This window comes from Dactylosporangium sp. NPDC000521 (genome assembly GCF_042898305.1).
In the GTDB taxonomy this organism is placed as follows: domain Bacteria; phylum Actinomycetota; class Actinomycetes; order Mycobacteriales; family Micromonosporaceae; genus Dactylosporangium.
Genome location: NZ_JBIAYW010000005.1, coordinates 370,666 through 392,611 on the forward strand (window position 1 = coordinate 370,666; position 21,946 = coordinate 392,611).

Sequence of the window (21,946 nt, forward strand, 5' to 3'; positions counted from 1 at the left end):
TACAGTCACCTCATGGACCTGTACGAACGGGATCGCGAGCTCGCCGCGCTGGCGGGCGCGACCGCCGGCGCGGCCGGCGGCACCGGCGCGGGGGTGGCCCTGGTCGGCGAGGCCGGCGCCGGCAAGTCGGCGCTGGTCGAGGTCGCGTGCGCGCGGGCGGCCGGGCTGCGCGTGCTGCGCGGCGGCTGCGACCCGCTCGTCACCCCGCGGCCGCTCGGCCCGTTCCGCGACCTGATCGCGGGACTGCGCCCGGCCGACCTGACCGACCCGGCCGCCGCGTGCGAGGTCGCCTACGAGGCGCTGCGCGGCGAGCCGACCGTGCTGGTCGTCGAGGACGCGCACTGGATCGACGGCGCGTCGGTCGAGGTGCTGCGCTTCCTCGTCCGCCGGCTCGAGGTGCTGCCGTGCGCGCTCGTCGTCACCTACCGCGACGACGAGATCGGCGCGCAGCACCAGCTGCGGCCGCTGCTCGGCGACTTCGCCAAGCTCGACGGCCTCACCACCCTGCGCCTGGACCCGCTCACCGTCGACGGCGTCGCGATGCTGCTGCGTGGCGGGCCCCTCGACGCCGCCCAGGTGCACCCGCTGACCGGCGGCAACCCGTTCTTCGTCGCGGAGGTCGCGAAGGAGCCCGGGCGGCCGCTGCCGGCGACGGTGCGGGACGCGGTGCTCGCCCGCACCGCCGGGATCGCCGCCGAGGACCTCGAGGTGCTGCAGCTGGCGGCGACCGCCCCGGACCGGCTCGCCGACCGGGTGCTGCCCACGCTCGGCGTGGACCTGCCGACGCTGCGCCGCCTGCACGACACGGGGCTGCTGCTGCGCGACCGGCAGGGCCTGGTGTTCCGGCACGAGCTCGCCCGGCTCGCGGTGGAGAGCACCATCCCGGCCGGCGGCGCGGCGCGCCTGCACGCGCGGCTGCTGGAGTCCCTGGAGCGGCTGGAGCCCCGGGACCCGGCCGTGCTGACCCACCACGCGGTCTCCGCCGCCGACCCGGTCCGCGCCGCCCGCTACGCGCAGGACGCCGCCGAGGAGGCCGCCCGCGCCGGCGACCACACCGACGCGGTCGCGTTCCTGCGGATCGCGGTGGCCAACCTGCACGGCGCCCCGCCCGGCGAGCGGGCCCGCGTCCTGACCCGGCTCGGCTACGAGCAGTACATGACGAGCAGCCTGGAGGAGGCCATCGGCAGCGTCACCGCGACCTTCCCGCTGTGGCACGCGGCCGGCGACCGCGCCGGGCTGGCGTCCGCGCACGAGTCGTGCGCGCTGTTCGAGTACTACAGCGCGCGCCGCCAGCAGGCCGAGTATCACGCCGACCGGGCCGCGTCGGCCGCCCCCTCGCACGCCGGCGGCGCCCAGTTCATCAAGGGATACCTCGCCTTCCTACGCAGCGACCAGGAGCTCGCCGCCCGCCACTGCGCCGACGCGAGCCGCATCGCCGAGGCGGCCGGCGACACCACCCTCGCCCTGCGCACCGCCGTCGTCGGGGCGGCGGCCGCGCTCGGGCTCGGCGCCGCCGGCGCCCGTGACCGGCTGCTCACCCTCATCGAGGACGCGAAGGCGCACGGCCTCGACGAGCTCGCCTCCACCGGCTACTCGAACCTCAGCTACCTCGACGTCGAGCAGCGCCGCCTCCGCGAGGCCGAGCGCGTCCTGGAGGAGTCCCTCGCCTTCACGATCGCCCGGGACATCCCGATCTGCAACCACTGGCAGACCGCCGTCCGGGCGCGGCTGCGGTTCGTCGGCGGGCGGTGGAGCGCCGCCGCGGAGGACGCCGCGGACGTCCTCGCCCGCGACGGCATGCCCCTGGCCACGCTGTGGCCGCACCTGATCAGCGCGCTGCTGCCGCTGCGCCGCGACGGCGCCGTCAGCCCGTCCGGTGCGCCCGGTGCGGCCGGCGCCGCCGACGTCGTGACGGACCACCTCGACGCCGCCTGGGCTGTCGCCGAGCGCCTCGACGAGCCGCTGCGCCGCCTGCCGGTCCTCGCCGCGCTCGCCGAACGCGCCTGGCTCACCGGCGCGGACGACCCGCGGCTCGCGGCGGCCCCGGCCGTGCTCGCCGCCGCCGTCGGGACGCCCGCGACCGCATGGGTCGCCGGCGACCTCGCCGTGTGGCTGTGCCGGCTCGGCGTCGAGGCGCGCATCGATGCCCCCCAGGTGCTGGCGCACATCGCGGAGCCGCACCGGCTCATGCTGAGCGGGCACCACCACGACGCCGCCGACTGGTGGCGGCGGGCCGGCGCCCCCTACGACGAGGCCCTGGCCCTCGCCGACGCGCCCGACGTCGACGACCAGGTGCAGGCCATCGAGCGGCTCGACCTGCTCGGCGCGACCGCCGTCGCCGACCGGCTGCGCCTCGGCCTGCGCCGCCGGGGCGTCGCCCAGCTGCCGCAGCGCCCGCGGGCCGAGACCCGCGCGAACCCGGCCGGCCTCACCAACCGCCAGCTCGACGTGGCGAAGCTCGTCGCCCGCGGCCTCACCAACGCCGAGATCGCCGGCAAGCTCTTCATCTCGGTGAAGACCGCCGACCATCACGTCTCCGCGGTACTGACGAAGCTCGGCCTCACCAGCCGCCGCACCGTCATGGCCCAGGCGGAGGCGCTGAAGCTGTCCTGACGGGGGTCAGCTGTGCTGCGGAGCGGGGCCGAGGCCCGCTCTCGCGGGTGGCTGGCAGGTGTCGGCGCACCGCAGGTAGCCGGTCGTCATGTTGCCCTGGTCGCCGACGTAGAAGAAGACCAGGTAGACCTGACCGTCGCCGGGCCGCAGCGCGCTCAGGTCGGCACCGCCGATGCGGAGGTCCGCCCTGGTGTGCTCGTCGATGGTCAGTCTGACGGTGGCGTGCGGCCCCGCCGTCGCCGTCGGCTGGTAGGCGAGGGTGTACCGGCCGGACGCGTCGATCGGCTCGGCGGCCGCGCCGGACGAGGAGGCGTCGAACAGGCCCGGCGGCAGGTTCAGCGCGGTGAACGTGCCGTCCGCGCCGAACGTGATGAACCGCTCGGTGCCGGCGTGCCAGGTGCCGGCGATGTTCTCGGTGGTCATGTCGACCGGATCCCCCGGATCCTGCAGCGCCTCGCCGATGCTGCAGGCGGCGCCGACCACCAGCGCCACCAGGAACGCCGCTGAGACCGATCCTCGTCGCAAGGTTGCCTCCCCGCCGGTGGCGCTCACCCGATGCCGACGAGCGTAGTTCCTCCGGCGGCCGTTCGCGGTCCCGGTGGGCCGTGGCCCTCTACAGTCGGTCCGGTAGCTGCCGGCGGGGCCGGGTCGGGCAGCGCCGCGCCGTCATGGCTCAGGCGGAGGCGCTGGAGCTGTCGTGAGGTCCGGGGCGGCGGCGGCCTTACGCGGCGTCGGGGGCGGGCGCAGCATCGCGCGCCAGGAGACGGCGATGGCGGCGATCGGCGGGGCGAGCAGCACGCCGACGAGCCCGGCGAGCGCGCCGCCGACGAACGTGACCGCCAGGATCGCGACCGGGTGCAGGTCGAGGGCGCGGCCGAACACGTACGGGCGCAGCACCCCCTCCAGGATGTTCTGCGTGATCAGCACGATCACCAGCATCCACACGGCCGCCGGCACGCCGCCGGCGCCGAGGGCGACGACGACCGCGAACACCGCCGACACCCACGCGCCGAGATAGGGCACGTACGCGGCGACGAACGTGACCAGGGTGATCATCCCGATGAGCGGCAGGCCGAGCGCGGCCGCGCCGATGGTGATGACGACCGCGTCCATGGCCGCGACGACGGTGGTGCCCAGGACGTACTGGCGCAACCGCAGCGCGGCGCTGTCCAGCATCTTGCGGGTCAGGCCGGGTCGCAGCGGCAGCCGGCGGTCGAGGTAGCCGACGAGCGTCGAACCGTCCTTGAACGCGTAGTACAGCAGGAACGCGCCCAGCAGCACGCCGACCGCCGCCTGTGCCAGCAGCGCGGCCGTGTTCAGCAGCGCCGAACCCGCGCCGAGCAGCACCTCCCGCCAGTGCTTCGAGCGCAGCAGCGCGTCGAGAGGATCGGTGCCGAGCACGGCGCGCAGGTGCTCACCGGCGTCGCCGGCGACCTTGGCCCAGGTCGCCCCGGCGTCGGAGACCGTGCGCAGCATCAGGGCGCCGATCAGGATGAGCAGCACGGGCACCAGCAGCGCACCGATGAGCGCGGCGGCGGTCGGCGGGACCCCGCGGCGGCGGAGCCGGGCGACGAGCGGCTGCAGGGCGGCGGCGACGGTCACGGTGACGAGGACCGGTGCGAGGACCGCGAGGACGACGCCGACGCCGACGATCAGGGCGGCGGCGCCCACGACGACGCCGGCGACCAGCCAGCCGGACCGTCCCAGCCGCGCCAGCCATGAGGACGGCATGCACCTGTACTGCCCGTGCGGGCCGAAGAAACGCCATCGCTGGAGGATGACGCGACGGGTGCTTCCGCCCCATTGGAACGTATAACACGCATAGGGTCTTGCGGCAAGACCCGGGTCCTGCCGCAGAATTCGTGGCCGCGACGCCGGACGGCTCGCGGCCGCGGGAGAAGGAGAAGACCATGCGTGTGCTGGTGTCGTCGGCAGGGACGCGCGGCGACGTGCAACCGGTGCTGGCCCTGGCCCTCGAGGTCCGCCGGCTCGGGCACGACGTCCGCCTGTGCGTGCCGCCCAACTTCGTGGAGTGGGTCGCCGGTCACGGGTTCGACGCCCTGCCGATGGGCATGGAGATGCGCAGGCCCGCGCCGGGGCAGGCGCCCGCGCCGGTGCCGGACCTGATCACCGACCAGTTCGACACGCTCGCCGCCGCCGTCAAGGGCTGCGACGCCGTCCTCGGTGCCAACGCGCACCAGTACGCGGCCCGCTCCGTCGCCGAACGCGACGGCCTGCCGTACGTGACCGCCGTCTACGCACCGGTGGCGCTGCCCTCGCCGGAGCTCGCGCCACCGCCCGCGCCGGGTGAGTCGTGGGAGCCGGGGCGGCCCGGGGACAACGAGCGCCGGTGGGCCGCCAATACGGCCGCCTGGAACGCCCGGGCCCTGGATCGCGTCAACCACAACCGGGCCCGCCTCGGGCTGGCGGAGATCGGCGACGTGCTGCGGCACAACCTGACCGACCGGCCGTGGCTCGCCGCCGACGCCGCCCTCGGCCCGGCGCCGTCAGGCATGGACGTCGTGCAGACGGGAGCCTGGCTGCTGCCGGACCCGGCGCCGCTGCCGGCGGAGCTCGAGAGGTTCCTCGACGCCGGCGACCCGCCCGTGTACGTGGGCTTCGGCAGCATGCCGCTGCCACCGGACACCAGCCGCGCCCTCGTCGACGCGGCACGGGCCAACGGCCGGCGGGTCGTGCTCGCTCGGGGCTGGGCCGACCTCGCCCCCGTCGACGACGGGCCGGACTGCCTCAGCGTCGGCGACGTGAACCAGCAGGCGCTGTTCCCGCGGGTGGCGGTGGCCGTGCACCACGGCGGGGCGGGCACCACCGTCACCGCGGCCCGCGCCGGGGTACCGCAGGTGGTGGTGCCGATGTTCAGCGACCAGTTCTACTGGGCCTCCCGGGTCGTCGCGCTCGGCGTCGGGACGTCGGCGTCGCTCACCGGCCTGTACGCGGGCACCCTGAACGCGGCGCTGCACGAGGCGCTCCTGCCCGGCGTCGAGGCCACGGCGGGCGCGACCGCGTGGGACGTCACCACCGACGGCGCCGCCGCCGCGGCCCGGCTGCTGGTGACGACCGTCAGCGGCTGAGAGCCGCCACCGCACCTGCTCTCAGCGGCCGGCGGCTGAGAGCCGCCACCGGCCGCTGGGCGTGGCTTGTCAGCGGCTGAGGGCCGCCACGACGGCGGCGGCCTTGCGGCGGCCCATGGTGAGCAGGCCGGCGAACGACGCCCACGACCCGTCGGTGAACTCGACCGTCAGCCGGGCCGGGTGCAGGCGGTGCCGGCCGACCCGGGGGGACCGCACCTCGGAGCGCGGCACGTCCCACAACGGGCGCAGCCGCTCGGTGGCCGGCCTGCTGTGGTACTTCGGCTCGTCGACGAAGTGCGCCTGGTCGAGCGGCTCGTACAGGCGCAGGCGGGCGTCGGTGACCACCAGCAGCAGCGGGCCGCCGACGCCCAGGGTGGCCGCGTGGCACGCGGCGGCGGTGGACGTCGCCGCCCCGGCCGCGGCCCGGCCGAACACCAGCCACCAGAAGAATCCCTGGCCCGGCTTTGGCGGGGCCAGGATCGCGCCGGCGACGGCGCCCGCGGCGCTCCCCGCCGTCACCGGGCCGCCGTCGCCGTCGGGTGGCAGCGGCGGGCCGAGCCCCAGCGGCGCCTTGGCCACGACGGCGGCGAGGACCCGCTCCCCGGGCGCCAGCTCGGCGAGTGCCCCGGCGTAGGCCTCGGCGGGCGACGGGTCAGTGTCCATGCTGGAACCGCCGCTGGTCACCCGCGATCTCCTCGAACGCCTCGTAACCGTCGGACAGGCCGGTCCGGCACGCCTCGGCGACCTGCTGGCAGATGTCCCGCGGCTGGAACGACGCCGGCAGCGGCCTGAACGGCATCCGGCCGGCCTCGGTGCCGGCGCCGCCGGCGCGCATCGTCTCGAACCGGTCCGCGACGCCGTGCGTCCTGCCCGCGAACGCGGTCATCGCGGCCGGGTCGACGTCGCTGTCCTGTCCCGCCATCCGGTCCCCAGTCCCCGTCGGAATGCGGCCGAGGGTATCAATCCCGCCCGCCGCCGGATCACAGGGTGGTGTTTCGCGAACGCTTCGACCAAGATGGATGCCGTTGCCGGCGCCGCACCGTTCGGGGGTCACGATGACAGCTGTCCAGCACGATCCGTCCGCGGCGTTGCCGCCATTACCGCTGCCCCCGGCGACCGGCTGCCCGTTCAGCCCGCCCGCGCAGTACGAGAGCCTCCGCGAAGGCAGTCCGGTCGTCCGCGTCGCGTGCCCCACGGGTGTGCAGGCGTGGCTGGTGAGCCGCTACGCCGACGTGCGCGAGGTCCTCGGCGACCCGCGGCGCTTCAGCAACCGGTCCGGCGTCGCCGCGCACATCCTGCTGGGCTACGGCGGTGACACCCCGGTCGGCGAGGGCGAGTTCCCGCGCATGGACGGCGCGGAGCACCTGCGCTTCCGTCGGCACATGGCGCCCGAGGTCTCCAACATGAAGCGGATCAACCAGCTGCGCCCCCTGGTCCAGCAGATCGTCGACGAGCGTCTCGACGCGCTGGCCTCGGCCCCGTCACCGGTGGACCTCTACGCGGACTTCGCCCGGCCGGTGACGACCGCCGTGATCGCCGAGCTGCTCAGCGTCCCCAAGGACGACCGGCACCTGTTCAAGAACGCCGCGGAGGCGCTGTCCGACGGCAAGTCCAGCGCCGGTGACGTCGCCGCGGCCATGCAGCCGCTGTTCGAGTACCTGTACATGACGGTGGTGACCCGCCGGGCGAACCCCGGCGAGGACGTGCTGAGCCGGATGATCGTGCGCAGCGACCAGACCGACCGCCCGTTCACCGACATGGAGCTGGTCATGATGAGCGCGGCGATGCTGATCGCCGGCTACGACACGACGGCCAGCATGATCAGCCACGGCATGCTCGCGCTGCTGGAGCACCCTTCGGAGCTGGAGCGGCTGCGCCAGGATCCGTCGCTCGCCGGCGCCGCCGCGGAGGAGCTCGTCAGGTATCTCGGGGTCGGCTCGGGGCTGCTGCGCGAGGTCACCGAGGACACGTCGATCGCCGGGCAGCCGGTCAAGGCCGGTGACTACGTCGTCGTCGCCATCCAGTCGGCGAACCGGGACACGGACCTGCATCCCGACGGCGACCGCCTCGACATCGGCCGTGCCACCGGCCCGCACCTCGGCTTCGGGCACGGCCCGCACCAGTGCGTCGGCCAGCAGCTCGCCCGCCTGGAGCTGACCACGGTCCTGGCGACGCTGCCGCGGCGGATCCCGTCGCTGCGGCTGGCGGTGCCGCTCGACGACATCCGGTTCAAGGTTGAGACGTCGGTGTACGGGCCGGAGACGCTGCCCGTGACGTGGGACAAGGTCGAGCCGGCCGAGGAGGGCCTGTGATGCGGGTGTCGGTGGACGCGGACAAGTGCATCGGATCCGGGGTGTGCGTCCTGGTCGCCGGTGAGGTGTTCGACCAGCGCGACGACGACGGGGTCGTGGTCCTGCTCGACGAGCACCCGGCGGAGGAGCATCAGGAGGCGGTGTACGAGGCGGCGAACCGCTGCCCGGCGGCCGTCATCGAGGTCCACGACCGGTCGTTCTAGGCGGTCGTCCCGGACGGGGTGTGCTGCTCGTCGGCGTGGGCGATGCGGGTCAGCTCGCGCCACAGCAGCACCACGAACACCGCCGAGCCGGCGAAGGCGAACCAGAACGGCGCCGTCACGCCGACGCGGGTCGCCAGGACGCCGCCGATCACCGACCCGGCGACGAGACCGCCGAAGACGCTGATCGTGTTGACGCTGCCGACGCGGCCCTGCAGGTGCTCCGGCACCGCCCGCTGCCGGACGGTGATCGACGTGGTGCCCCAGATGAACGCGTGCGCGCCGAACACGAACATGATGGCCGACGCGACCCACGCCGACGTCGTCACGGCGAGCGCGAGGTGCGTGAGCGTCTCGATGATGAGCCCGGCGCGCATCACGTTGCCGAGGCTCACGTGGCGGGTCAGCCGGCCGTAGAGGCCCGTGCCGAGCAGCCCGCCGGCGGCGCCGACCGTGGTGAGCAGCCCGAACCCGACGGCGTCGAGGCCGAGGCGCTGCTGGGCGTAGAGCACCAGGACCGACCAGGCGGCGCCGAACGTGACGTTGAAGATGAGGATCGTCAGCGACAGGGTCCGCACGGCCGGGTGGCGTACCGTCCAGCGCAGCCCCTCCACGACGGCGTGCCGCACGTTGCCGGGCGTGTCCGCGGCCGGTCTGGCGGCGGCCGGCAGCGCGAGCCGGGACACCAGCAGCACCCCGGCGGTGACCAGCACGGCCTCCGCGGCGAACGGCCACACCAGCCCCGCGGCGAAGAGCACCGCGCCGAGCGGCGGACCGGCGAGCTGGTTGAGCGTCAGGAACCCCGCCTGCAGCCGCGCGTTGGCGACGACCAGGTCGTCGCGCCCGACCAGCATCGGCGTCAGGGTCGCGGCCGCGTTGTCGGCGAACACCTCCGCGATCGTCAGCAGCCCCAGCGCGGCGAGCGCGCCCGCGACCGGCAGCCGGTCGACGGCGAGCAGCGCGATCAGCACGCACAGCACCACGGCCCGCAGCCCGTCGGCGGCCATGACGATCCTGCGCCGGTCGAGCCGGTCGGACAGCACCCCGGCGTAGAGCCCGAACACGAGCGGCGGCGCCCACCGCAGCAGCGCCGCCAGCGACACCAGGAACGCGTTGTCCGTCAGCGACGCGACGAGCAGCGGCCCCGCCGCGACCGCGATCCCGTCGCCGAGGTTGCTGGTCCACGACGACGCCACCAGCCACCGGAACCCTGTGCCCAGCCGCGCCGGCAGGATCTTCTCGACGACGGTATCGATGCCAGGGGCCACGAGGAGAGCACCTTACGGCGCCGGGCGCAGCCCCGCACGCGATTTTCAGTGATCGCGGAGGAGCGAGCCGGCGTTGTGGACCTTGTCGGGGATGTCGTTGTCACGCAGCGCCATCCACCAGGTCGCGGCGTTGATGGCGATGACCGGCTTGCCCAGCCAGCGCTCGGCCTCGTCGGCGAGGCGGACCATGGACAGGTTGGTGCCGCACTGGACGACGGCGTCGACGTCGGGGCCCCCGCCACCCGGCGGCATGAACGCCCGCCGCGCGGGTAGCACCCGGGGTGGTGAAGAGGGGACGGGCGCTCGCGATCGCCCTCGTGGCGGCGTTCATGACGCTGCTCGACGTCAGCATCGTCAACGTCGCCATCCCCTCGATGCAGGCCGGCCTGCACATGGGCGCCAGCGGGCTGCAGTGGGTCCTGTCCGGCTACGCGCTGACATTCGGGCTGCTGCTGGTGCCCGCCGGGCGGTTCGGCGACGCGCGCGGGATCCGGCCGGTGTTCGTGGCCGGGCTCATCGGGTTCACGGCGGCCAGCGCCGCGGCCGGGGCGGCGCAGAACGAGGCGTGGCTGGTGGTCGCCCGGCTCGTCCAGGGCGCCTTCGCCGGAGTGGTGAACCCGCAGGTCACCGGCCTCATCCAGCGCCTGTACCCGCCGCTCGAGCGGGCCCGGCCGTTCGGCCTGCTCGGCGCCACGATCGGCATCGCCACCGCCGTGGGGCCGCTGCTCGGCGGGGTGATCATCCAGGTCGCCGGCACGGCCGACGGCTGGCGCTGGGTGTTCTACATCAACGTGCCCGTCGGGCTCGCTGCCGCGGCGCTCGGCTGGCGGATGGTGCCGCAGCGCCCCAAGGAGCGCAGACGCCGGGAGAGCCTGGACCCGGTCGGCGTGCTGCTGCTGGGCGGCGCCGTCGTGCAGATCCTGTTGCCCCTGATCGAGCAGCGGCAGTGGTACCTGCTGGGCACAGGCGTGCTCACGCTCGGCGGGTTCATCCGGTGGGAGCTGCGCCACGCGAGCGTGCCACTGGCTGACCTGCGCCTGTTCCGGCGGCGCTCCTACGGGCTCGGCACGACCGTCGTGCTGCTCTACTTCGCCGGGTTCACCGCGAACTTCTTCATCCTCACCCTGTACCTGCAGCGCGGCCAGCACTTCACGGCGCTGCAGGCAGGGCTGGCGATCACCCCGTTCGCGCTCGGCTCGGGCCTGGCGGCGTTCACGGGCAGCCGGGTCGTCAACCGGTTCGGCCGGATGCTGGTCGTGGCCGGGCTGGTCACGACCGCCGCCGGCCTCGCGGCGACGGTCGCCGTCCTGCACCTCCTGGTCTCGCCGTGGGCCCTGGCCGTGCCGCTGCTGGTCGCCGGCGTCGGCAGCGGCCTGGTCATCACCCCCAACCAGACCCTCACCCTCGCCGACGTGCCGGTCGACCGCGCCGGCAGCGCCGCCGGCGTCGTCCAGACCGCCCAGCGCGTCAGCGCGGCGTTCGGCATCGCGGCGATCGGTGCGGTGTTCTTCGCCCGCCTCACCGACACGCACGGTGACTGGGCCGCGGCGTACGAGATGGCCCTCGCGGTCGCGATCGGCTTCATCGCCCTGGCCCTCGCCGCCGCGGTGACCGACGTGCTCCTCGCCCGCCGATCCCGCTGAGCCCTGAGCCGGGCCCAGCGGGGAGCCGGCGCCGGCTTCTTGCATCAGCCGCTCCGGCCGGCGCCGGCCGCTTCCTCATCACCCCTGCCCAGCAGGGGGCGGGTCAGCTTCTCGCGCAGCTCAGGGCCGGCGCCGTCGCCGTGCCCGTCGCGATGAAGCCGAACGTGGCCGAGGCACCGGCGGCGAGGGCGCCGTTGTCGGACTCGTTGGTCACGGTGGCGGTCGTGCCGCTCGTGGCGAGGCGGCCGCTCCAGATCTGGCTGACGCTCTGGCCGCTGCCGAGCGTCCAGCGCACCGCGGCGAGCAGCAGTGTTGTTCGTGCCGTTGACATGTCGGACCTCTCTGACGGGGGTGTGCGTCCCTAGAGAGATGCATGCCGGACGATCCGGATAACACTTTTCCTACGACGGGTAGGCGGTGGGGGACAGGCCGGCCCCGCCGGCGCGGAACGCGGCCGGGGCGTGCACCACGCACGTCTGCGCGTACTCGGCGAGCCCCTCCTCGGCGTACTCGCGGCCCCAGCCGGAGCGCTTCACCCCGCCGAACGGCGACCGCAGCGACATGCCGGTGCGGTTGTGGGTGTTGACGAACGCGAACCCCGCCTCCAGGCGCCGGGCGAAGGCGAACGCGCGCTCCTCGTCGGCGCTCCACACCGACGCGCCGAGGCCGAGGTCGTCGTCGTTGGCCATGGCCAGGACCTGGTCCTCGGAGTCGTACGGGATCAGCGGCACGACCGGCGCGAACTGCTCCTCGTGGATCAGGGCGGAGTCCGGCCTCGGGTCGACGACGAGCAGCGGCGGCGAGAAGTAGCCCGCCTGCTCGTCGTAACCGTCGGCCTCACGGCCCAGGTCGACGATGTCACCCGCGGCGGCGATGGCCAGGTCGAACGCGTGGGACTGGGCGTCGGCGCTGATGAGCGGCCCGGTCGCGTCCGTCAGCACCGACTACCGTGACCTGGCGGCGCTGCGGGCGTCGACGGTCGCGTGCCGGCGGCTCGGGTTCGTCGGCCGGGCGTGCATCCACCCTGCCCAGGTCCCGGTCGTCAACGAGGTCTTCACCCCGTCCGCGCTGGCGGTCGAGGAGGCGTCCGACCTGGTCCGGCGCTTCGACGCCGCGGTCGCCTCGGGCGCGGGCGGGCTCGTCGGCGCCGACGGCCGCATGGTCGACGCCGCCGTGGTCCGCGCCGCCCGGCGCGTGCTGGACCTCGCCGGGCCGGCCGCCGGTGGTGCCGACCGGCGTTGAGGCGCCGCCGGCCATCGTCGCGGCTTCACGGCAGCCTCGCCACCGCCTTCGGGCCCAGCGCGAGCAGCTTCGGCTTCGCGGCGTCGACGTCGCCGGCGGCCACCACCACCACGACGAACGCACCCTTGATCGAGAACAGGAAGATGGTGCTGATGAACGCGGCCTCGCCGATGCCGGGGACCCGCTCGCTCTCCGGGAAGTTGGCCTCGACGGTCTCGAACTCGGCGTCGAACCCGGCGCGGTCCTCCGGGTAGACGCCGACCGTGGTGAGCAGCTTCGTGCCCTGCTGGTCGAAGGAGCAGACCCGCTCGCCGGTGCGGTTGCCGCGGATCTCCTCGCCGGGCTCGATCGTGCCGCCCTGCACCTGCTGCACCTCCTCCGGCGTGAGCAGCCCACACGGGTCCGGGGTCGCCGCCGTCGCGGCCGGGTCGAGCGGGCGGTCGTCGGGCTCGTCGCGCGGGCGCGGCATGCAGCCCGCCATCGTCACGGCGGTCACCGCGGCGAGCATCGTACGCACGGGCTTCGATGCAAGCATGCCGACAGTGTCACGCGCCGGGTCAACACCGGCCCGGGTGCCGTTGTGGACCTGCTGCGAAGGTGTCGGGCGGGTCCGGTGCACGCCGGCCCGTGCCGCCCGGATCGGCTCTAGCGTGCGTTCCGTGGAGACAGTTGACGTACTGGTGGTCGGTGCCGGACTGGCGGGCCTGCACACGGCCCGCCTGCTCGCGGAGCGGGACCTGCGGGTCCTGGTCGTCGACCGGCGCAGGTCCCTGGCGGCCGGGGTCCGCACGACCGGGATCTTCGTGCGGCGCACCCTGGACGACTTCGACCTGCCCGGCCACCTGCTCGGCCCCGGCGTCCGTGACGTGCTGCTCTACCCGCCGTCCCGCCGCGACCCCGTGCACCTGAGCAGCGACCGCGACGAGTACCGCGTCGCCGACATGCCGGGCGTCTACGACCACGCCCGGCGCGCCGCGGAGACCGCAGGCGCGCGGGTGCTGCTCGGCGTCCGGTACACGGGAATCACCGCGGGCGTCGCGCTCCTGGACGGCGCCGAGGCGGTCCGGGCCCGGTTCGTCGTCGGCGCCGACGGTGCCCGCTCCACCGTCGCCCGCGACCTCGGCCTCGACGTCAACCGCCGGCTGCTCGTCGGCGCCGAGCTCATCCACCCGACCGGGTCCGCCACGACCGTCCCCGCGTTCCACTGCGTCCTGGACCCGCGCATCGCCCCCGGCTACCTCGGGTGGGTCATCGACGACGGCCGGCACGTCCACGCCGGCGTCGCCGGCTACCCGTCGGCGATGCGCTCCGGCGTACGCCACCTCCTGTCGACCTTCACGTCCGACGCCCCCGGCCTGAACGCGCCCGCCGGCCCCGTGGAGCGCCGCGGCGGGCCGATCCCCGTCGGCGGCGTCCTGCGCCGCCTGGCGTGCCCGTCCGGCCTCCTCGTCGGCGACGCCGCCGGCGCCGTCTCCCCGCTGACCGCCGGCGGCCTGGACCCGTGCCTGCGCCTGTCCGAACTGGCCGCCACGGTCACGTCCGACTATCTGCGCACCGGCGACGACCACGTGCTGCGCGCCTACGACGGCAACGCCCTGCGCTCCCGCTTCCGCGGCCGCCTGGCCCTGCGCCGGGCGCTCGCGTCCGTCACCTCCCCGGCCGTCGCCGAGGCCGCGGTCGCACTCCTCCGCACCCGCCCCGGCCGCTCCGCCGCCGCCCGGATTCTCTTCGGTGACCGCTCTTTCCCGGATGTCGCCTCCCCGTCGCTCAGCCCGGTCAGGTGACGGGTCCTCGCCGCCACGTGGTGTCAGCGGGCCCAGTCCGGCAGAAGTTCCCGGGCGTCGATCCAGCGCCGCGGTACGCCGGCGCCCGTCTCGGTCCGGTCGCCGACCCCGGTGTGCGCGGCCACGATCCCGCCGGCGATCGCCGCGGTCGTGTCGATGTCCCCACCCGCGACGACGCACGCGGTGACGGCCGCCGGGTAGTCGTCGAGGTGCGTGGCCGCGACCCACACCGCGAACGGCACCGTGTCCTGCGCGGTGACCCTGCTGCCGTTGCCGAGCTCGTACGCGGCCTCCTGCGCGGTCCGCCCGATGAGCCGGCGCGCCTTCCCGAGCCCCCGCTCCACGGCACCCTCGGGTGTGTGCGGCCGCAGCAGCTCCAGGAACGCCCCCGGCTCGGGCCGCACCCCACCGAGCCGTGCCGCCGCCGCGTGCGCCGCCGCGACGGCGACGACCACCGCCCCGGCGACCCCCTCGGGGTGCGCGTGCGTCACCTCGGCGGACCGCGCCGCCTGCTCGGCCGCCCGTGCGGGCCGGTCCGCGTGGTATGCCCCGACCGGCGCCACCCGCATCGCACCCCCGTTCCCGAGCGACCCCTGCTCGCCGAACGCCCGCCGCGCCGCCTCCCGCCACGGCACACCCTCACGGATCTCGTGCAGGACGGTCGCCGCCCCGGCCCCGTAGCCGCGGTGCGACTCGTACCGCTGCGAGAACCGCGACGCGAGCCTGTCCTGGTCGATGGTGGGCCCGTCCCGCAGCTCCGTGACGACGGAGCAGGCCATGTGCGTGTCGTCGGTCCACTCCCACGGCCCGCCCGGCACCCGCCCCGCGACCAGGTCGCCCACCGACCGCCCGACCATGAAGAACTGCGCCCCGAGCGCGTCCCCGACCGACAACCCCGCCAGGCTGTCATCGACAAGCCCGAGCCGCACCCGCTCCGACAACGCGAACCTCACCACCCCCAGATCCTCCCAGCCCCCCACCACCGGCGCCCCTCGCGGCGGTCCTGCCCGCCGGGTAGCCGGGGCCGTCCAGATCGAAGTCGCGTGCCGGCCGTGCGAGCGACCGTTTCACGACTTGGATCACCGCCCGCGCCCATCGGCAGCCGAGCCCCCGGGGCCCCACCCATGATCCGGAAGACTTATTGTCGCCCTAGCAGCAACAACTCTTCCGGATCATGAGCACGGCGAGCCCGGCCGTGATCCCGAATGGTTCTGGCCGCCCTGGCTACCGAAATCGCACGGGAAACCTCAGCCACGGCGGAGAGCGGCCACCGATGCCGCGTGAGCGGAATCCAGCCAGCGCGGAGCGCCGCGGCTGTGCGCGCGAAGCGCGCATTGGGGGTCCGGGGTGAGAATCCCCCGGCGGGACCCGCCGCGCCAGCGGTGGGGCGGTGAGCCCATGGCCGAAGGCCACAGACGGGTAGCAGCGGGTAGCAGCTATCGGCGGGGGGCTACCGGGGCGCTGAGGCCGAGGGTGAAGAGGCGCTGGTCGACCTCGTTGAGGGCGAGCCGCAACGCGCCGAGGGCCACGCTGTCGGCGCCCAGGGTGGAGGCGCGGACGTCGGGGAGGCGCAGGCACAGCCGGCCCAGCTCGCGGCGGAGCGGGTCGAGGACGAGGTCGGCGGAGCGGGAGAAGCCGCCGCCGAAGACGACGACCTGGGGGTCCAGGGCGAGGACCAGGGCGGCGGTGCCGATGGCGAGGTCCTTGACGTAGCGGTTGACGGCGGAGCGGGCGTCGCGGTTGCCGTCGCGGGCGGCGTTGAAGACCCAGGCGGCGGCGTCGTCGGGGCTGACGGTCGCCGGCACGCCGGGGCACTGCTCCAGGTGTGAGGGCGCGGTCAGCCAGCGGACGGCCTTCAGGGCGCCGATCTCGCCGGCGGCGCCGCCAAAGCCCCGGCGCAGGACGCCGTCGATGATGAGGCCGGCGCCGGTGCGCATGCCGGCGAGGACGAAGACGATGTCGTTGGCGTCGCGGGCGGCGCCCTGCCAGCGCTCGGCGAGGGCGGCGAGCTTGCAGTCGTTCTCCACGACGATGGGGCAGGTGAAGCGGTCGCTGAGGTGGGCCGCGAGGTCGACGGTCTGCCAGCCGGGCAGCGGGGTGAAGAGGGTGGTCTTGCCGCTGGCGTCGACGGGGCCGGTGACGCCGATGGTGACGGCCCAGATGTCCTGCTCGGTCTTGCCGGCCTCGGACAGGCAGGTGGCGAGGACGGCGTCGAGCGCGGCGAGCCGCGAAGGCGGGTCGGCGTCGGCGGCGACGGTGCAGCGGGCCGTGTGCACGACGTTGCCGTCGAGGTCGGCCAGCAACGTCAGTATCTTGTGGGCGCCGACGTCGACGCCGATGACGTGCCCGGCGGTGGCGCGGAAGCGGTACCGCCGGGCCGGCCGCCCCACGACGCTGCTGCCGCTCGGCTCGACGACCGTGGCCCAGCCGCCGGTGACGAGCCCCTGCGCGATGACGTCGACGGCGGGGCGGGACAGCCCGGTCAGCTTCGCCAGCTCCGTGACGGTGGCGGGTGGCTGATCGCGCAGCGCCCGGACGACCGTCAGCGAGTTGAGCTCGCGCAGCCTGGACAGATCGGTGCCGCTGATGACCTGATCTGTCACAGTCTTCCCCTTGACGTATCGTGCCAGCGGCGCGCCAATATTGCTATGGAGTTTACAAAGTACTCGGGGGATCGCAACCCTGTCACGATCGCGGTGGTCGTTGCGGGCCTGCGGGGTCGCCAGTAGGCACGGCTCGCTGCGTGGACGACTGCGACAACGACGCACCGGGCGGTCTGGTCAGCCGAGCGGGCCCGGCTGACCAGATCATTCATGACGGTCCGATTAGACGAAGGAGATGCTGTCGATCGTGACGGTGCCGCTGCCGCCGTACCAGAAGCCCATGGCGAGCTGGGCGGGGCTGGCGCGGTTGATGCCGTTGGCGACCATCGGGATCCGGATGTCCTGGAACGTGTCGGTCAGGGCGGGGTGCCCGCCGCCGTCGAGGGTGTAGTCGGCGAACACCTTCGTGGTGCCGCCGAGGCTGAGGTTGAAGTGGGCCGCGGACGTGCCCTTGATCCGCACGACCAGGTAGGTGCGGGTGGAGACGTCGACGCCGACGTCGCTGCCGAACCAGCCGCAGTTGTTGTACTGCAGCGTCAAGGCACCGCCGGAGACGACACCGTTGCCGCCGCCGTTGAGGAAGCAGTTGCCGCCGGTCCACTTCCCGAGGTCGTTCATGGCCGCCGACGGGTAGGCGGGTGTGCCGTCGTAGTCGTCGACGACCAGACCGGCCGGCACGGGCGGAGCGGTCGAGGCGGTCAGCGGCGCCGACGCCGGTGAGAGGTTGCCCGCCGCGTCGCGGGATTTCACGGTGTACGTGTAGCTGCCGGCGCTCAGCCCGCCGTCGGTGTACGCCGTGCCGGTCGGCGTGCCGACCTGCGTGCCGTTGCGGAACACCACGTATCCGGTGACCCCGACGTTGTCGGTCGAGGCGGTCCAGGCCAGCGAGATCGAGGTCGTGGTGGTGCCCGTGACCGCGAGCCCGGACGGAGTCGACGGCGGTGCGCAGTCGGTGCAGCCGACGCCGACGGTGACGGCGTTGCTGGGCGCCGACACGTTCCCGGCGGCGTCGCGGGCGGTGACGGTGTACGTGTGGGAGCCCGCCGGCACCCCGGTGTCGGTGTACGTCGTCCCCGTGGGCGTGGCGACCTGCGTACCGTCGCGGAACACCGTGTATCCGGTGACGCCGACGTTGTCGGTCGCGCCGGTCCACGACAGCGACGCCGAGGTGGCGGTCGTGCCGGTCGAGGTCAGCGTGGGCGCGGTCGGCGGCACGCAGTCGGACGTGCACGAGCCGACCTGGATCGTGGACGCCAGGACGTTGTAGCCCTTGGCGGCGTCCCAGGTGCCGGTGTTGGCCAGGCGCACGGAGTACGCGGGGTTCCCGCGCAGCCCGGTGGCCTGGTCGGGCAGCCACAGCGCGAGCTTGTAGGTGCCCGCCGTCATCGACGGCAGGGTCACCGAAACGGTGGGGATCGTGACGGCGCCCGGCCGCCACGTGCGCGGGTCGAGGCCCGGCAGCGGCACGTTGTAGCGCTGGGTGCCGTTGTCGAAGACCAGGAAGACGGGGCGGGGCTTGATGATGCCCGCGTAGCCGTCGTTGGTCAGGTGCGCGGCGAACGTGAACGGGCTGCCGGCGACGGCCTGCGTGGTGTAGGTGGCGTCCTGCAGGCGCAGCCGGTAGCCGAGCTTGCGCTCGATCCGGGTGAACAGGGTCTCGGCCGGGTCGTTGCCCGATGCCGCGAGGTGCGCGGCCTTCCAGATGTCGGTGTTGACCGGCGCGTAGTCCTCGTTGATCTCCGTCCAGTGCTGGTGCGACAGCTCGTACTGGGCGTTGACGCCGGCGCTGTCGTTGGCGCCGCTGGCGTTGCAGGTCTCCCCGCCGACGAGCTTGTTGCCGCCGGTGGTGGTCGCCATGTCGTACACCCACTGCTTCTTCACGGACACGTCGAACCAGCCGAGCCACGAGTTCTGGTCGTAGGTGCCCATGTCGGCGGTGTCGGCGAGGAAGCAGTCGTCGTGGAAGCCGAGCCGGTCCTTGTCCTGGGTGGTCATGAGGCAGTTGTCGGGCAGCGGGCAGCCGGGCGGCGGCGTGGTCCGCTGCGCGAACTCGTAGTTGAAGATGGGGTAGCGGATCGCGATCGGCATCGTCGCGGGCGTGCTGCTGAGCAGCTTCTTGACGAGGCGGTAGCGGACCGGCGCCTGGCTCTCCTCCGACGACGCGGTGTAGGGGCTGGAGTGCCACTCGCCCCAGGCGCCGAAGAACCCGGCCTCCAGGTGCAGGATGACGTCGGCGTTCGCCGCGAGCACCGGCGCGAGCTGGTCGATGTGGCGCTCCATCTGCGGCTCGGTGACCGCGGAGTAGCCGTCCCAGACGTAGGCGACCCGCAGCACGATCTTCATGCCCTGGGCGCGGATCGCGGCCAGCCCGGTGCCCAGGTTGGTCATCAGGGCCGGCGGCAGGTCGGCGGTCTGGTACTTGTCGAGGTGCAGGTAGCTGTGGATGAGCGTGTTGCCGCTCGCCTTCGCGCGGGCGAAGGTGCGGTCGAGCATGTCGGGGTTGAATCCGGGGATGGTGTTGCTGGCGTAGTCGTTGACGGCCGGGTCGTCGACGATCTCGTAGCGGTTGTGGAAGCCGCGCTCCGGGTTGGCGAACACGGTGGCGAGGTCGGCGGTGTAGGTGGCGGTGGTCGTCGGCGCGTCCGCTTGAGCGACGCCGGGCGTCAACAGCAGCACGGCGGCGAGGAGCGCGGCCGCGATTCGGGTCGGTTGCATCGTTCTCCCTGAACGGGCGGCCGGCGCCGTCCATCAGGGTGGACGGCGCCGGCGCGGGGGTCAGTTGCTGAAGGAGAAGCCGTCGATCGAGATGGAGCTGTTGCCGCCGTACCAGAAGCCCATGGCGAGCTGCCCGGGGCTGGTGCGGTTGATGCCGTTGGCGGCCATCGGGATCTTGATGTCCTGGTAGGACGTCGTGATCACGGGGTGCCCGCCGCCGTCGAGGGTGTAGTCGGCGAACACCTTGGTGGCGCCGCCGAGGCTCAGGTTGAAGTGGGACTGCTCGCCGCCGGAGGCACCGCGCACCCGCACGACGAGGTACGTGTAGGCGGAGACGTCGGTGGCGACGTCGCTGCCGAACCAGCCGCAGTTGTTGTACTGCAGCGTCAAGGCACCGCCGGCGACGACACCGTTGCCGCCGCCGTTGAGGAAGCAGTTGCCGCCGGTCCAATTCGCGAGGTCGTTCTTCGCCGCGGACGGGTAGGCGGGGTTGCCGTCGAAGTCGTCCAGGCCGATGCCGCCGCCCCCGCCGCTGCCGCTCGCGGACGTGGTGACGGTCAGCGGGCTCGACGCCGCCGACACGTTGCCCGCGGCGTCGTAGGCCTGCACGGTGTACGTGTAGGCGGTCGACGCGGACAGGCCGCTGTCGGTGTAGGAAGTGATCGCGGACGTGCCGACCTGGGTGCCGCCGCGCAGCACGCGGTAACCGGTGACGCCGACGGCGTCGGTCGACGCGTTCCAGGTCAGTGACACGCTGCTCGCCGTCTTTGTCGGCGAGGCGAGCCCGGTCGGCACGGTCGGCGCCGTGGTGTCGCCGCCGCCCCCGCCGCCGACGCTGATCGCGCCGAGGCCCAGCCACCCGTCGGCGTTCTGGGTGGCGTTGCCGAAGCGCAGCTTCTTCGCCGCCGCGCTCACCGTTTCCAGCGGGTTCTTGACCCGCAGCACCAGCTGGTACGAGCCGGTCGCCACCCCGGTGAGACTGACGCCGGCCTGGAAGTACTGCGGGTAGCCGAAGTCGCGGTAGGTCGGGTCGGCGCCGACGCCCCAGTCGGGGAACGCCCGGATCTTCAGCGGCTGGACGGTCCGCAGGTCCCAGGGGGTGTCCCAGGTCTTGACCACGGTCCCGGCCGGGTTCTTCAGGCCGAGCGTGACCGTCCACGGGTAGTAGAACGGGGCCACGCCGTTGTTGACGAGCGTGACACCGACCGTCGCGCTGCTGCCGCTGACGGTGTTCGGGAAGTACGCGTGGGTCGCGGACAGGTCATAGCCCATGAGCCGCACGGCCGCGGCGACATTCGGGTCGGACGGCGAGTAGCTCTGGCTGGTCTGGTTGATCTTCCAGGTGGTGTGCTCCAGCTCGATGCAGGCCTTCATGTTGTCGACCTGGCCCGAGCCGCCGGGCCACGAGGTGAACGCGGAGCTCTGGATCTCCGGCCGGACCTCGCCGCCCATCGAGCTGGTGATCCACTTGTTCTCCACGCCCATGTTCACGGCGCGTTGCAGCTGCGAGTAGCTCGCGCCGCCGAGCGACTGCGGCAGGGTCACGCCGGCGAGCGGTGAGCCCTCCCGGTAGCAGAACGAGTCGTCGTGGTAGCCGATGTCGCGGGTGTTCGCGGCGCCGCCGGCGGAGTCCGGGTAGCGGATCTCGAGCTTCGTCTTGTTGAACGCGGCGTCGAACGCCTGGATGATCTGCGCCCCGTGCGCGTCGGTCGGCATCAGGTTGGGGTAGCCGTCTGCGGTGTCGGTGTCGAACGGCCACGTGTGCCACTCGCCCCACAGTCCGACGATGCCGAGGTTGATGAAGCCGATCCGCGGGTCGCCGTCGTAGCGGGCGCCGAACGCGGCGATGAAGTTGGACAGTGCGCTCAGCAGGTAGGGGCTGTCGTAGTCCGGCGACACCGTTCCCCAGAAGGTGTTGTTGCGGTACGTGACGTGCCCGTCGAAGCAGTGCGGAATGGAGTTTCCGGGATGGCTGCCGGTGCCGCCGGGATACTCCATGAAGAACCGGATGGCGGCCTGGTTGCCGTAGGACGCGATCTCGTTGAGCGCGCTGTCCACGATCGACCAGTCGTAGCTGGCGCAGTTCGCCGCGTTGGTCATCACCTCGGACAGGCCGAAGTAGCTCCACGCGAGGGACCGCGGGTAGCCGGAGTTCTGGTTGTCGCCCGGGAAGTAGAACCGGGCGAAGCCCTTCAGCGGGTTGTCGAGCGGGCTCGGGGCGGCGGTGAGCGGGTGGTCGGTCAGCGACGGGCCCGGCGTGGCGGGCGGAGCCGGTCTGGCCGGTGGGCCGGCCGGTGCCGCGCCGGCGGGCTGCGCCTGCACGGTCACGGCGAGCACGGCCGTGGCGGCGGCCGTGCAGAGTGCGGCGGCGAACGCGAGGGCTCGCCGCCGCGGGGCGGTACGCATGGATGGGCCTCCGGGACGTGGGGTGAGTCCCCGTACCTCGATTTGATACGAGGAGGTGTTGACAAAGTTTC

20 protein-coding genes are annotated in these 21,946 nt (G+C 73.6%); 7 read left to right on the forward strand and 13 right to left on the reverse strand.

What is annotated here, in order from left to right:
* Positions 1 to 12: 12 nt before the first annotated feature.
* Positions 13 to 2,613 carry a helix-turn-helix transcriptional regulator gene (locus tag ACFY3L_RS19730; RefSeq protein ID WP_389325548.1) on the forward strand — a complete coding sequence of 867 codons (2,601 nt, stop codon included), beginning with the start codon at positions 13 to 15 and terminating at the stop codon, positions 2,611 to 2,613.
* A 6-nt stretch (positions 2,614 to 2,619) separates the two neighbouring features.
* Here ACFY3L_RS19730 and ACFY3L_RS19735 read toward each other — a convergent pair whose 3' ends face one another.
* Both ACFY3L_RS19735 and ACFY3L_RS19740 read right to left on the reverse strand, forming a co-directional pair.
* Positions 2,620 to 3,138: a hypothetical protein gene (locus ACFY3L_RS19735; protein WP_389325551.1), complete on the reverse strand. Its 519-nt coding sequence runs from the start codon at positions 3,136 to 3,138 to the stop codon at positions 2,620 to 2,622.
* A 141-nt stretch (positions 3,139 to 3,279) separates the two neighbouring features.
* Positions 3,280 to 4,344, reverse strand: coding sequence for an AI-2E family transporter (locus ACFY3L_RS19740; RefSeq protein WP_389325553.1), 1,065 nt, complete (start codon positions 4,342 to 4,344; stop codon positions 3,280 to 3,282).
* A gap of 179 nt (positions 4,345 to 4,523) precedes the next feature.
* On the opposite strand from ACFY3L_RS19740, the gene ACFY3L_RS19745 reads away from it, so the two are divergent.
* Entirely contained in the window at positions 4,524 to 5,702 is a 1,179-nt protein-coding gene (locus tag ACFY3L_RS19745) for a glycosyltransferase (protein WP_389325556.1), read from the forward strand.
* A gap of 69 nt (positions 5,703 to 5,771) precedes the next feature.
* Here ACFY3L_RS19745 and ACFY3L_RS19750 read toward each other — a convergent pair whose 3' ends face one another.
* Positions 5,772 to 6,365 carry a hypothetical protein gene (locus ACFY3L_RS19750; RefSeq protein WP_389325559.1) on the reverse strand — a complete coding sequence of 198 codons (594 nt, stop codon included), beginning with the start codon at positions 6,363 to 6,365 and terminating at the stop codon, positions 5,772 to 5,774.
* Positions 6,355 to 6,624, reverse strand: a complete 270-nt coding sequence (locus ACFY3L_RS19755) for a hypothetical protein (RefSeq protein ID WP_389325561.1) — start codon at positions 6,622 to 6,624, stop codon at positions 6,355 to 6,357. The genes ACFY3L_RS19750 and ACFY3L_RS19755 overlap by 11 nt, the downstream gene beginning before the upstream one ends.
* Before the next feature lie 133 nt (positions 6,625 to 6,757).
* Here ACFY3L_RS19755 and ACFY3L_RS19760 point away from each other — a divergent pair, with 133 nt between their 5' ends.
* Both ACFY3L_RS19760 and ACFY3L_RS19765 read left to right on the forward strand, forming a co-directional pair.
* Entirely contained in the window at positions 6,758 to 8,014 is a 1,257-nt protein-coding gene (locus ACFY3L_RS19760; RefSeq protein WP_389325564.1) for a cytochrome P450, read from the forward strand.
* Entirely contained in the window at positions 8,014 to 8,217 is a 204-nt protein-coding gene (locus ACFY3L_RS19765) for a ferredoxin (protein WP_389325567.1), read from the forward strand. Before ACFY3L_RS19760 ends, ACFY3L_RS19765 begins: the two co-directional genes overlap by 1 nt.
* Here the strand turns inward: ACFY3L_RS19765 and ACFY3L_RS19770 are convergent.
* Positions 8,214 to 9,470: an MFS transporter gene (locus ACFY3L_RS19770; RefSeq protein ID WP_389326088.1), complete on the reverse strand. Its 1,257-nt coding sequence runs from the start codon at positions 9,468 to 9,470 to the stop codon at positions 8,214 to 8,216. The genes ACFY3L_RS19765 and ACFY3L_RS19770 overlap by 4 nt on opposite strands.
* A 57-nt stretch (positions 9,471 to 9,527) precedes the next feature.
* Entirely contained in the window at positions 9,528 to 9,758 is a 231-nt protein-coding gene (locus ACFY3L_RS19775; RefSeq protein ID WP_389325569.1) for a hypothetical protein, read from the reverse strand.
* 5 nt (positions 9,759 to 9,763) lie between these two features.
* Here ACFY3L_RS19775 and ACFY3L_RS19780 point away from each other — a divergent pair, with 5 nt between their 5' ends.
* A complete protein-coding gene (locus tag ACFY3L_RS19780; RefSeq protein WP_389325572.1) occupies positions 9,764 to 11,125 on the forward strand; it encodes an MFS transporter in 1,362 nt (453 codons plus the stop codon).
* A gap of 103 nt (positions 11,126 to 11,228) precedes the next feature.
* Here the strand turns inward: ACFY3L_RS19780 and ACFY3L_RS19785 are convergent, their stop codons facing one another.
* Together ACFY3L_RS19785 and ACFY3L_RS19790 are read right to left on the reverse strand one after the other, a co-directional pair.
* Positions 11,229 to 11,456: a cellulose binding domain-containing protein gene (locus ACFY3L_RS19785; protein WP_389325575.1), complete on the reverse strand. Its 228-nt coding sequence runs from the start codon at positions 11,454 to 11,456 to the stop codon at positions 11,229 to 11,231.
* Positions 11,457 to 11,526: 70 nt separating this feature from the next.
* Positions 11,527 to 12,066, reverse strand: a complete 540-nt coding sequence (locus tag ACFY3L_RS19790; protein WP_389325577.1) for an aldehyde dehydrogenase family protein — start codon at positions 12,064 to 12,066, stop codon at positions 11,527 to 11,529.
* Here ACFY3L_RS19790 and ACFY3L_RS19795 point away from each other — a divergent pair.
* On the forward strand, positions 12,038 to 12,367 hold the full coding sequence (locus ACFY3L_RS19795) for a hypothetical protein (RefSeq protein ID WP_389325580.1): 330 nt from the start codon (positions 12,038 to 12,040) through the stop codon (positions 12,365 to 12,367). The genes ACFY3L_RS19790 and ACFY3L_RS19795 overlap by 29 nt on opposite strands.
* Positions 12,368 to 12,392: 25 nt before the next feature.
* On the opposite strand, the gene ACFY3L_RS19800 is transcribed toward ACFY3L_RS19795, so the two are convergent.
* Positions 12,393 to 12,902 carry a hypothetical protein gene (locus ACFY3L_RS19800; RefSeq protein WP_389325582.1) on the reverse strand — a complete coding sequence of 170 codons (510 nt, stop codon included), beginning with the start codon at positions 12,900 to 12,902 and terminating at the stop codon, positions 12,393 to 12,395.
* A gap of 124 nt (positions 12,903 to 13,026) precedes the next feature.
* Between ACFY3L_RS19800 and ACFY3L_RS19805 the strand changes: the two genes are divergently transcribed.
* Positions 13,027 to 14,151 (forward strand): FAD-dependent oxidoreductase, encoded by a 1,125-nt coding sequence (locus ACFY3L_RS19805; protein ID WP_389325585.1) that lies wholly within the window; start codon positions 13,027 to 13,029, stop codon positions 14,149 to 14,151.
* A gap of 23 nt (positions 14,152 to 14,174) precedes the next feature.
* Here ACFY3L_RS19805 and ACFY3L_RS19810 read toward each other — a convergent pair whose 3' ends face one another.
* The 4 genes from ACFY3L_RS19810 to ACFY3L_RS19825 all read right to left on the reverse strand — a co-directional run bounded on the left by ACFY3L_RS19810 (position 14,175) and on the right by ACFY3L_RS19825 (position 21,875).
* Positions 14,175 to 15,104 (reverse strand): ADP-ribosylglycohydrolase family protein, encoded by a 930-nt coding sequence (locus ACFY3L_RS19810; RefSeq protein ID WP_389325588.1) that lies wholly within the window; start codon positions 15,102 to 15,104, stop codon positions 14,175 to 14,177.
* Positions 15,105 to 15,587: 483 nt separating this feature from the next.
* Entirely contained in the window at positions 15,588 to 16,754 is a 1,167-nt protein-coding gene (locus tag ACFY3L_RS19815) for an ROK family protein (RefSeq protein WP_389325591.1), read from the reverse strand.
* Positions 16,755 to 16,976: 222 nt separating this feature from the next.
* Positions 16,977 to 19,469, reverse strand: coding sequence for a DUF4832 domain-containing protein (locus ACFY3L_RS19820; RefSeq protein WP_389325594.1), 2,493 nt, complete (start codon positions 19,467 to 19,469; stop codon positions 16,977 to 16,979).
* Positions 19,470 to 19,529: 60 nt separating this feature from the next.
* Positions 19,530 to 21,875: a fibronectin type III domain-containing protein gene (locus ACFY3L_RS19825; RefSeq protein ID WP_389325597.1), complete on the reverse strand. Its 2,346-nt coding sequence runs from the start codon at positions 21,873 to 21,875 to the stop codon at positions 19,530 to 19,532.
* Between the last annotated feature and the right edge of the window lie 71 nt (positions 21,876 to 21,946).

What these genes read in the sequence shown, in the direction of transcription:
- ACFY3L_RS19730 (WP_389325548.1), top strand. Translation starts at nt 13, where the DNA reads ATGGACCTGTACGAACGGGATCGCGAGCTCGCCGCGCTGGCGGGCGCG.
- ACFY3L_RS19740 (WP_389325553.1), bottom strand. Translation starts at nt 4,344, where the DNA reads ATGCCGTCCTCATGGCTGGCGCGGCTGGGACGGTCCGGCTGGCTGGTC.
- ACFY3L_RS19745 (WP_389325556.1), top strand. Translation starts at nt 4,524, where the DNA reads ATGCGTGTGCTGGTGTCGTCGGCAGGGACGCGCGGCGACGTGCAACCG.
- ACFY3L_RS19750 (WP_389325559.1), bottom strand. Translation starts at nt 6,365, where the DNA reads ATGGACACTGACCCGTCGCCCGCCGAGGCCTACGCCGGGGCACTCGCC.
- ACFY3L_RS19755 (WP_389325561.1), bottom strand. Translation starts at nt 6,624, where the DNA reads ATGGCGGGACAGGACAGCGACGTCGACCCGGCCGCGATGACCGCGTTC.
- ACFY3L_RS19760 (WP_389325564.1), top strand. Translation starts at nt 6,758, where the DNA reads ATGACAGCTGTCCAGCACGATCCGTCCGCGGCGTTGCCGCCATTACCG.
- ACFY3L_RS19765 (WP_389325567.1), top strand. Translation starts at nt 8,014, where the DNA reads ATGCGGGTGTCGGTGGACGCGGACAAGTGCATCGGATCCGGGGTGTGC.
- ACFY3L_RS19785 (WP_389325575.1), bottom strand. Translation starts at nt 11,456, where the DNA reads ATGTCAACGGCACGAACAACACTGCTGCTCGCCGCGGTGCGCTGGACG.
- ACFY3L_RS19795 (WP_389325580.1), top strand. Translation starts at nt 12,038, where the DNA reads ATGAGCGGCCCGGTCGCGTCCGTCAGCACCGACTACCGTGACCTGGCG.
- ACFY3L_RS19800 (WP_389325582.1), bottom strand. Translation starts at nt 12,902, where the DNA reads ATGCTTGCATCGAAGCCCGTGCGTACGATGCTCGCCGCGGTGACCGCC.
- ACFY3L_RS19820 (WP_389325594.1), bottom strand. Translation starts at nt 19,469, where the DNA reads ATGCAACCGACCCGAATCGCGGCCGCGCTCCTCGCCGCCGTGCTGCTG.
- ACFY3L_RS19825 (WP_389325597.1), bottom strand. Translation starts at nt 21,875, where the DNA reads ATGCGTACCGCCCCGCGGCGGCGAGCCCTCGCGTTCGCCGCCGCACTC.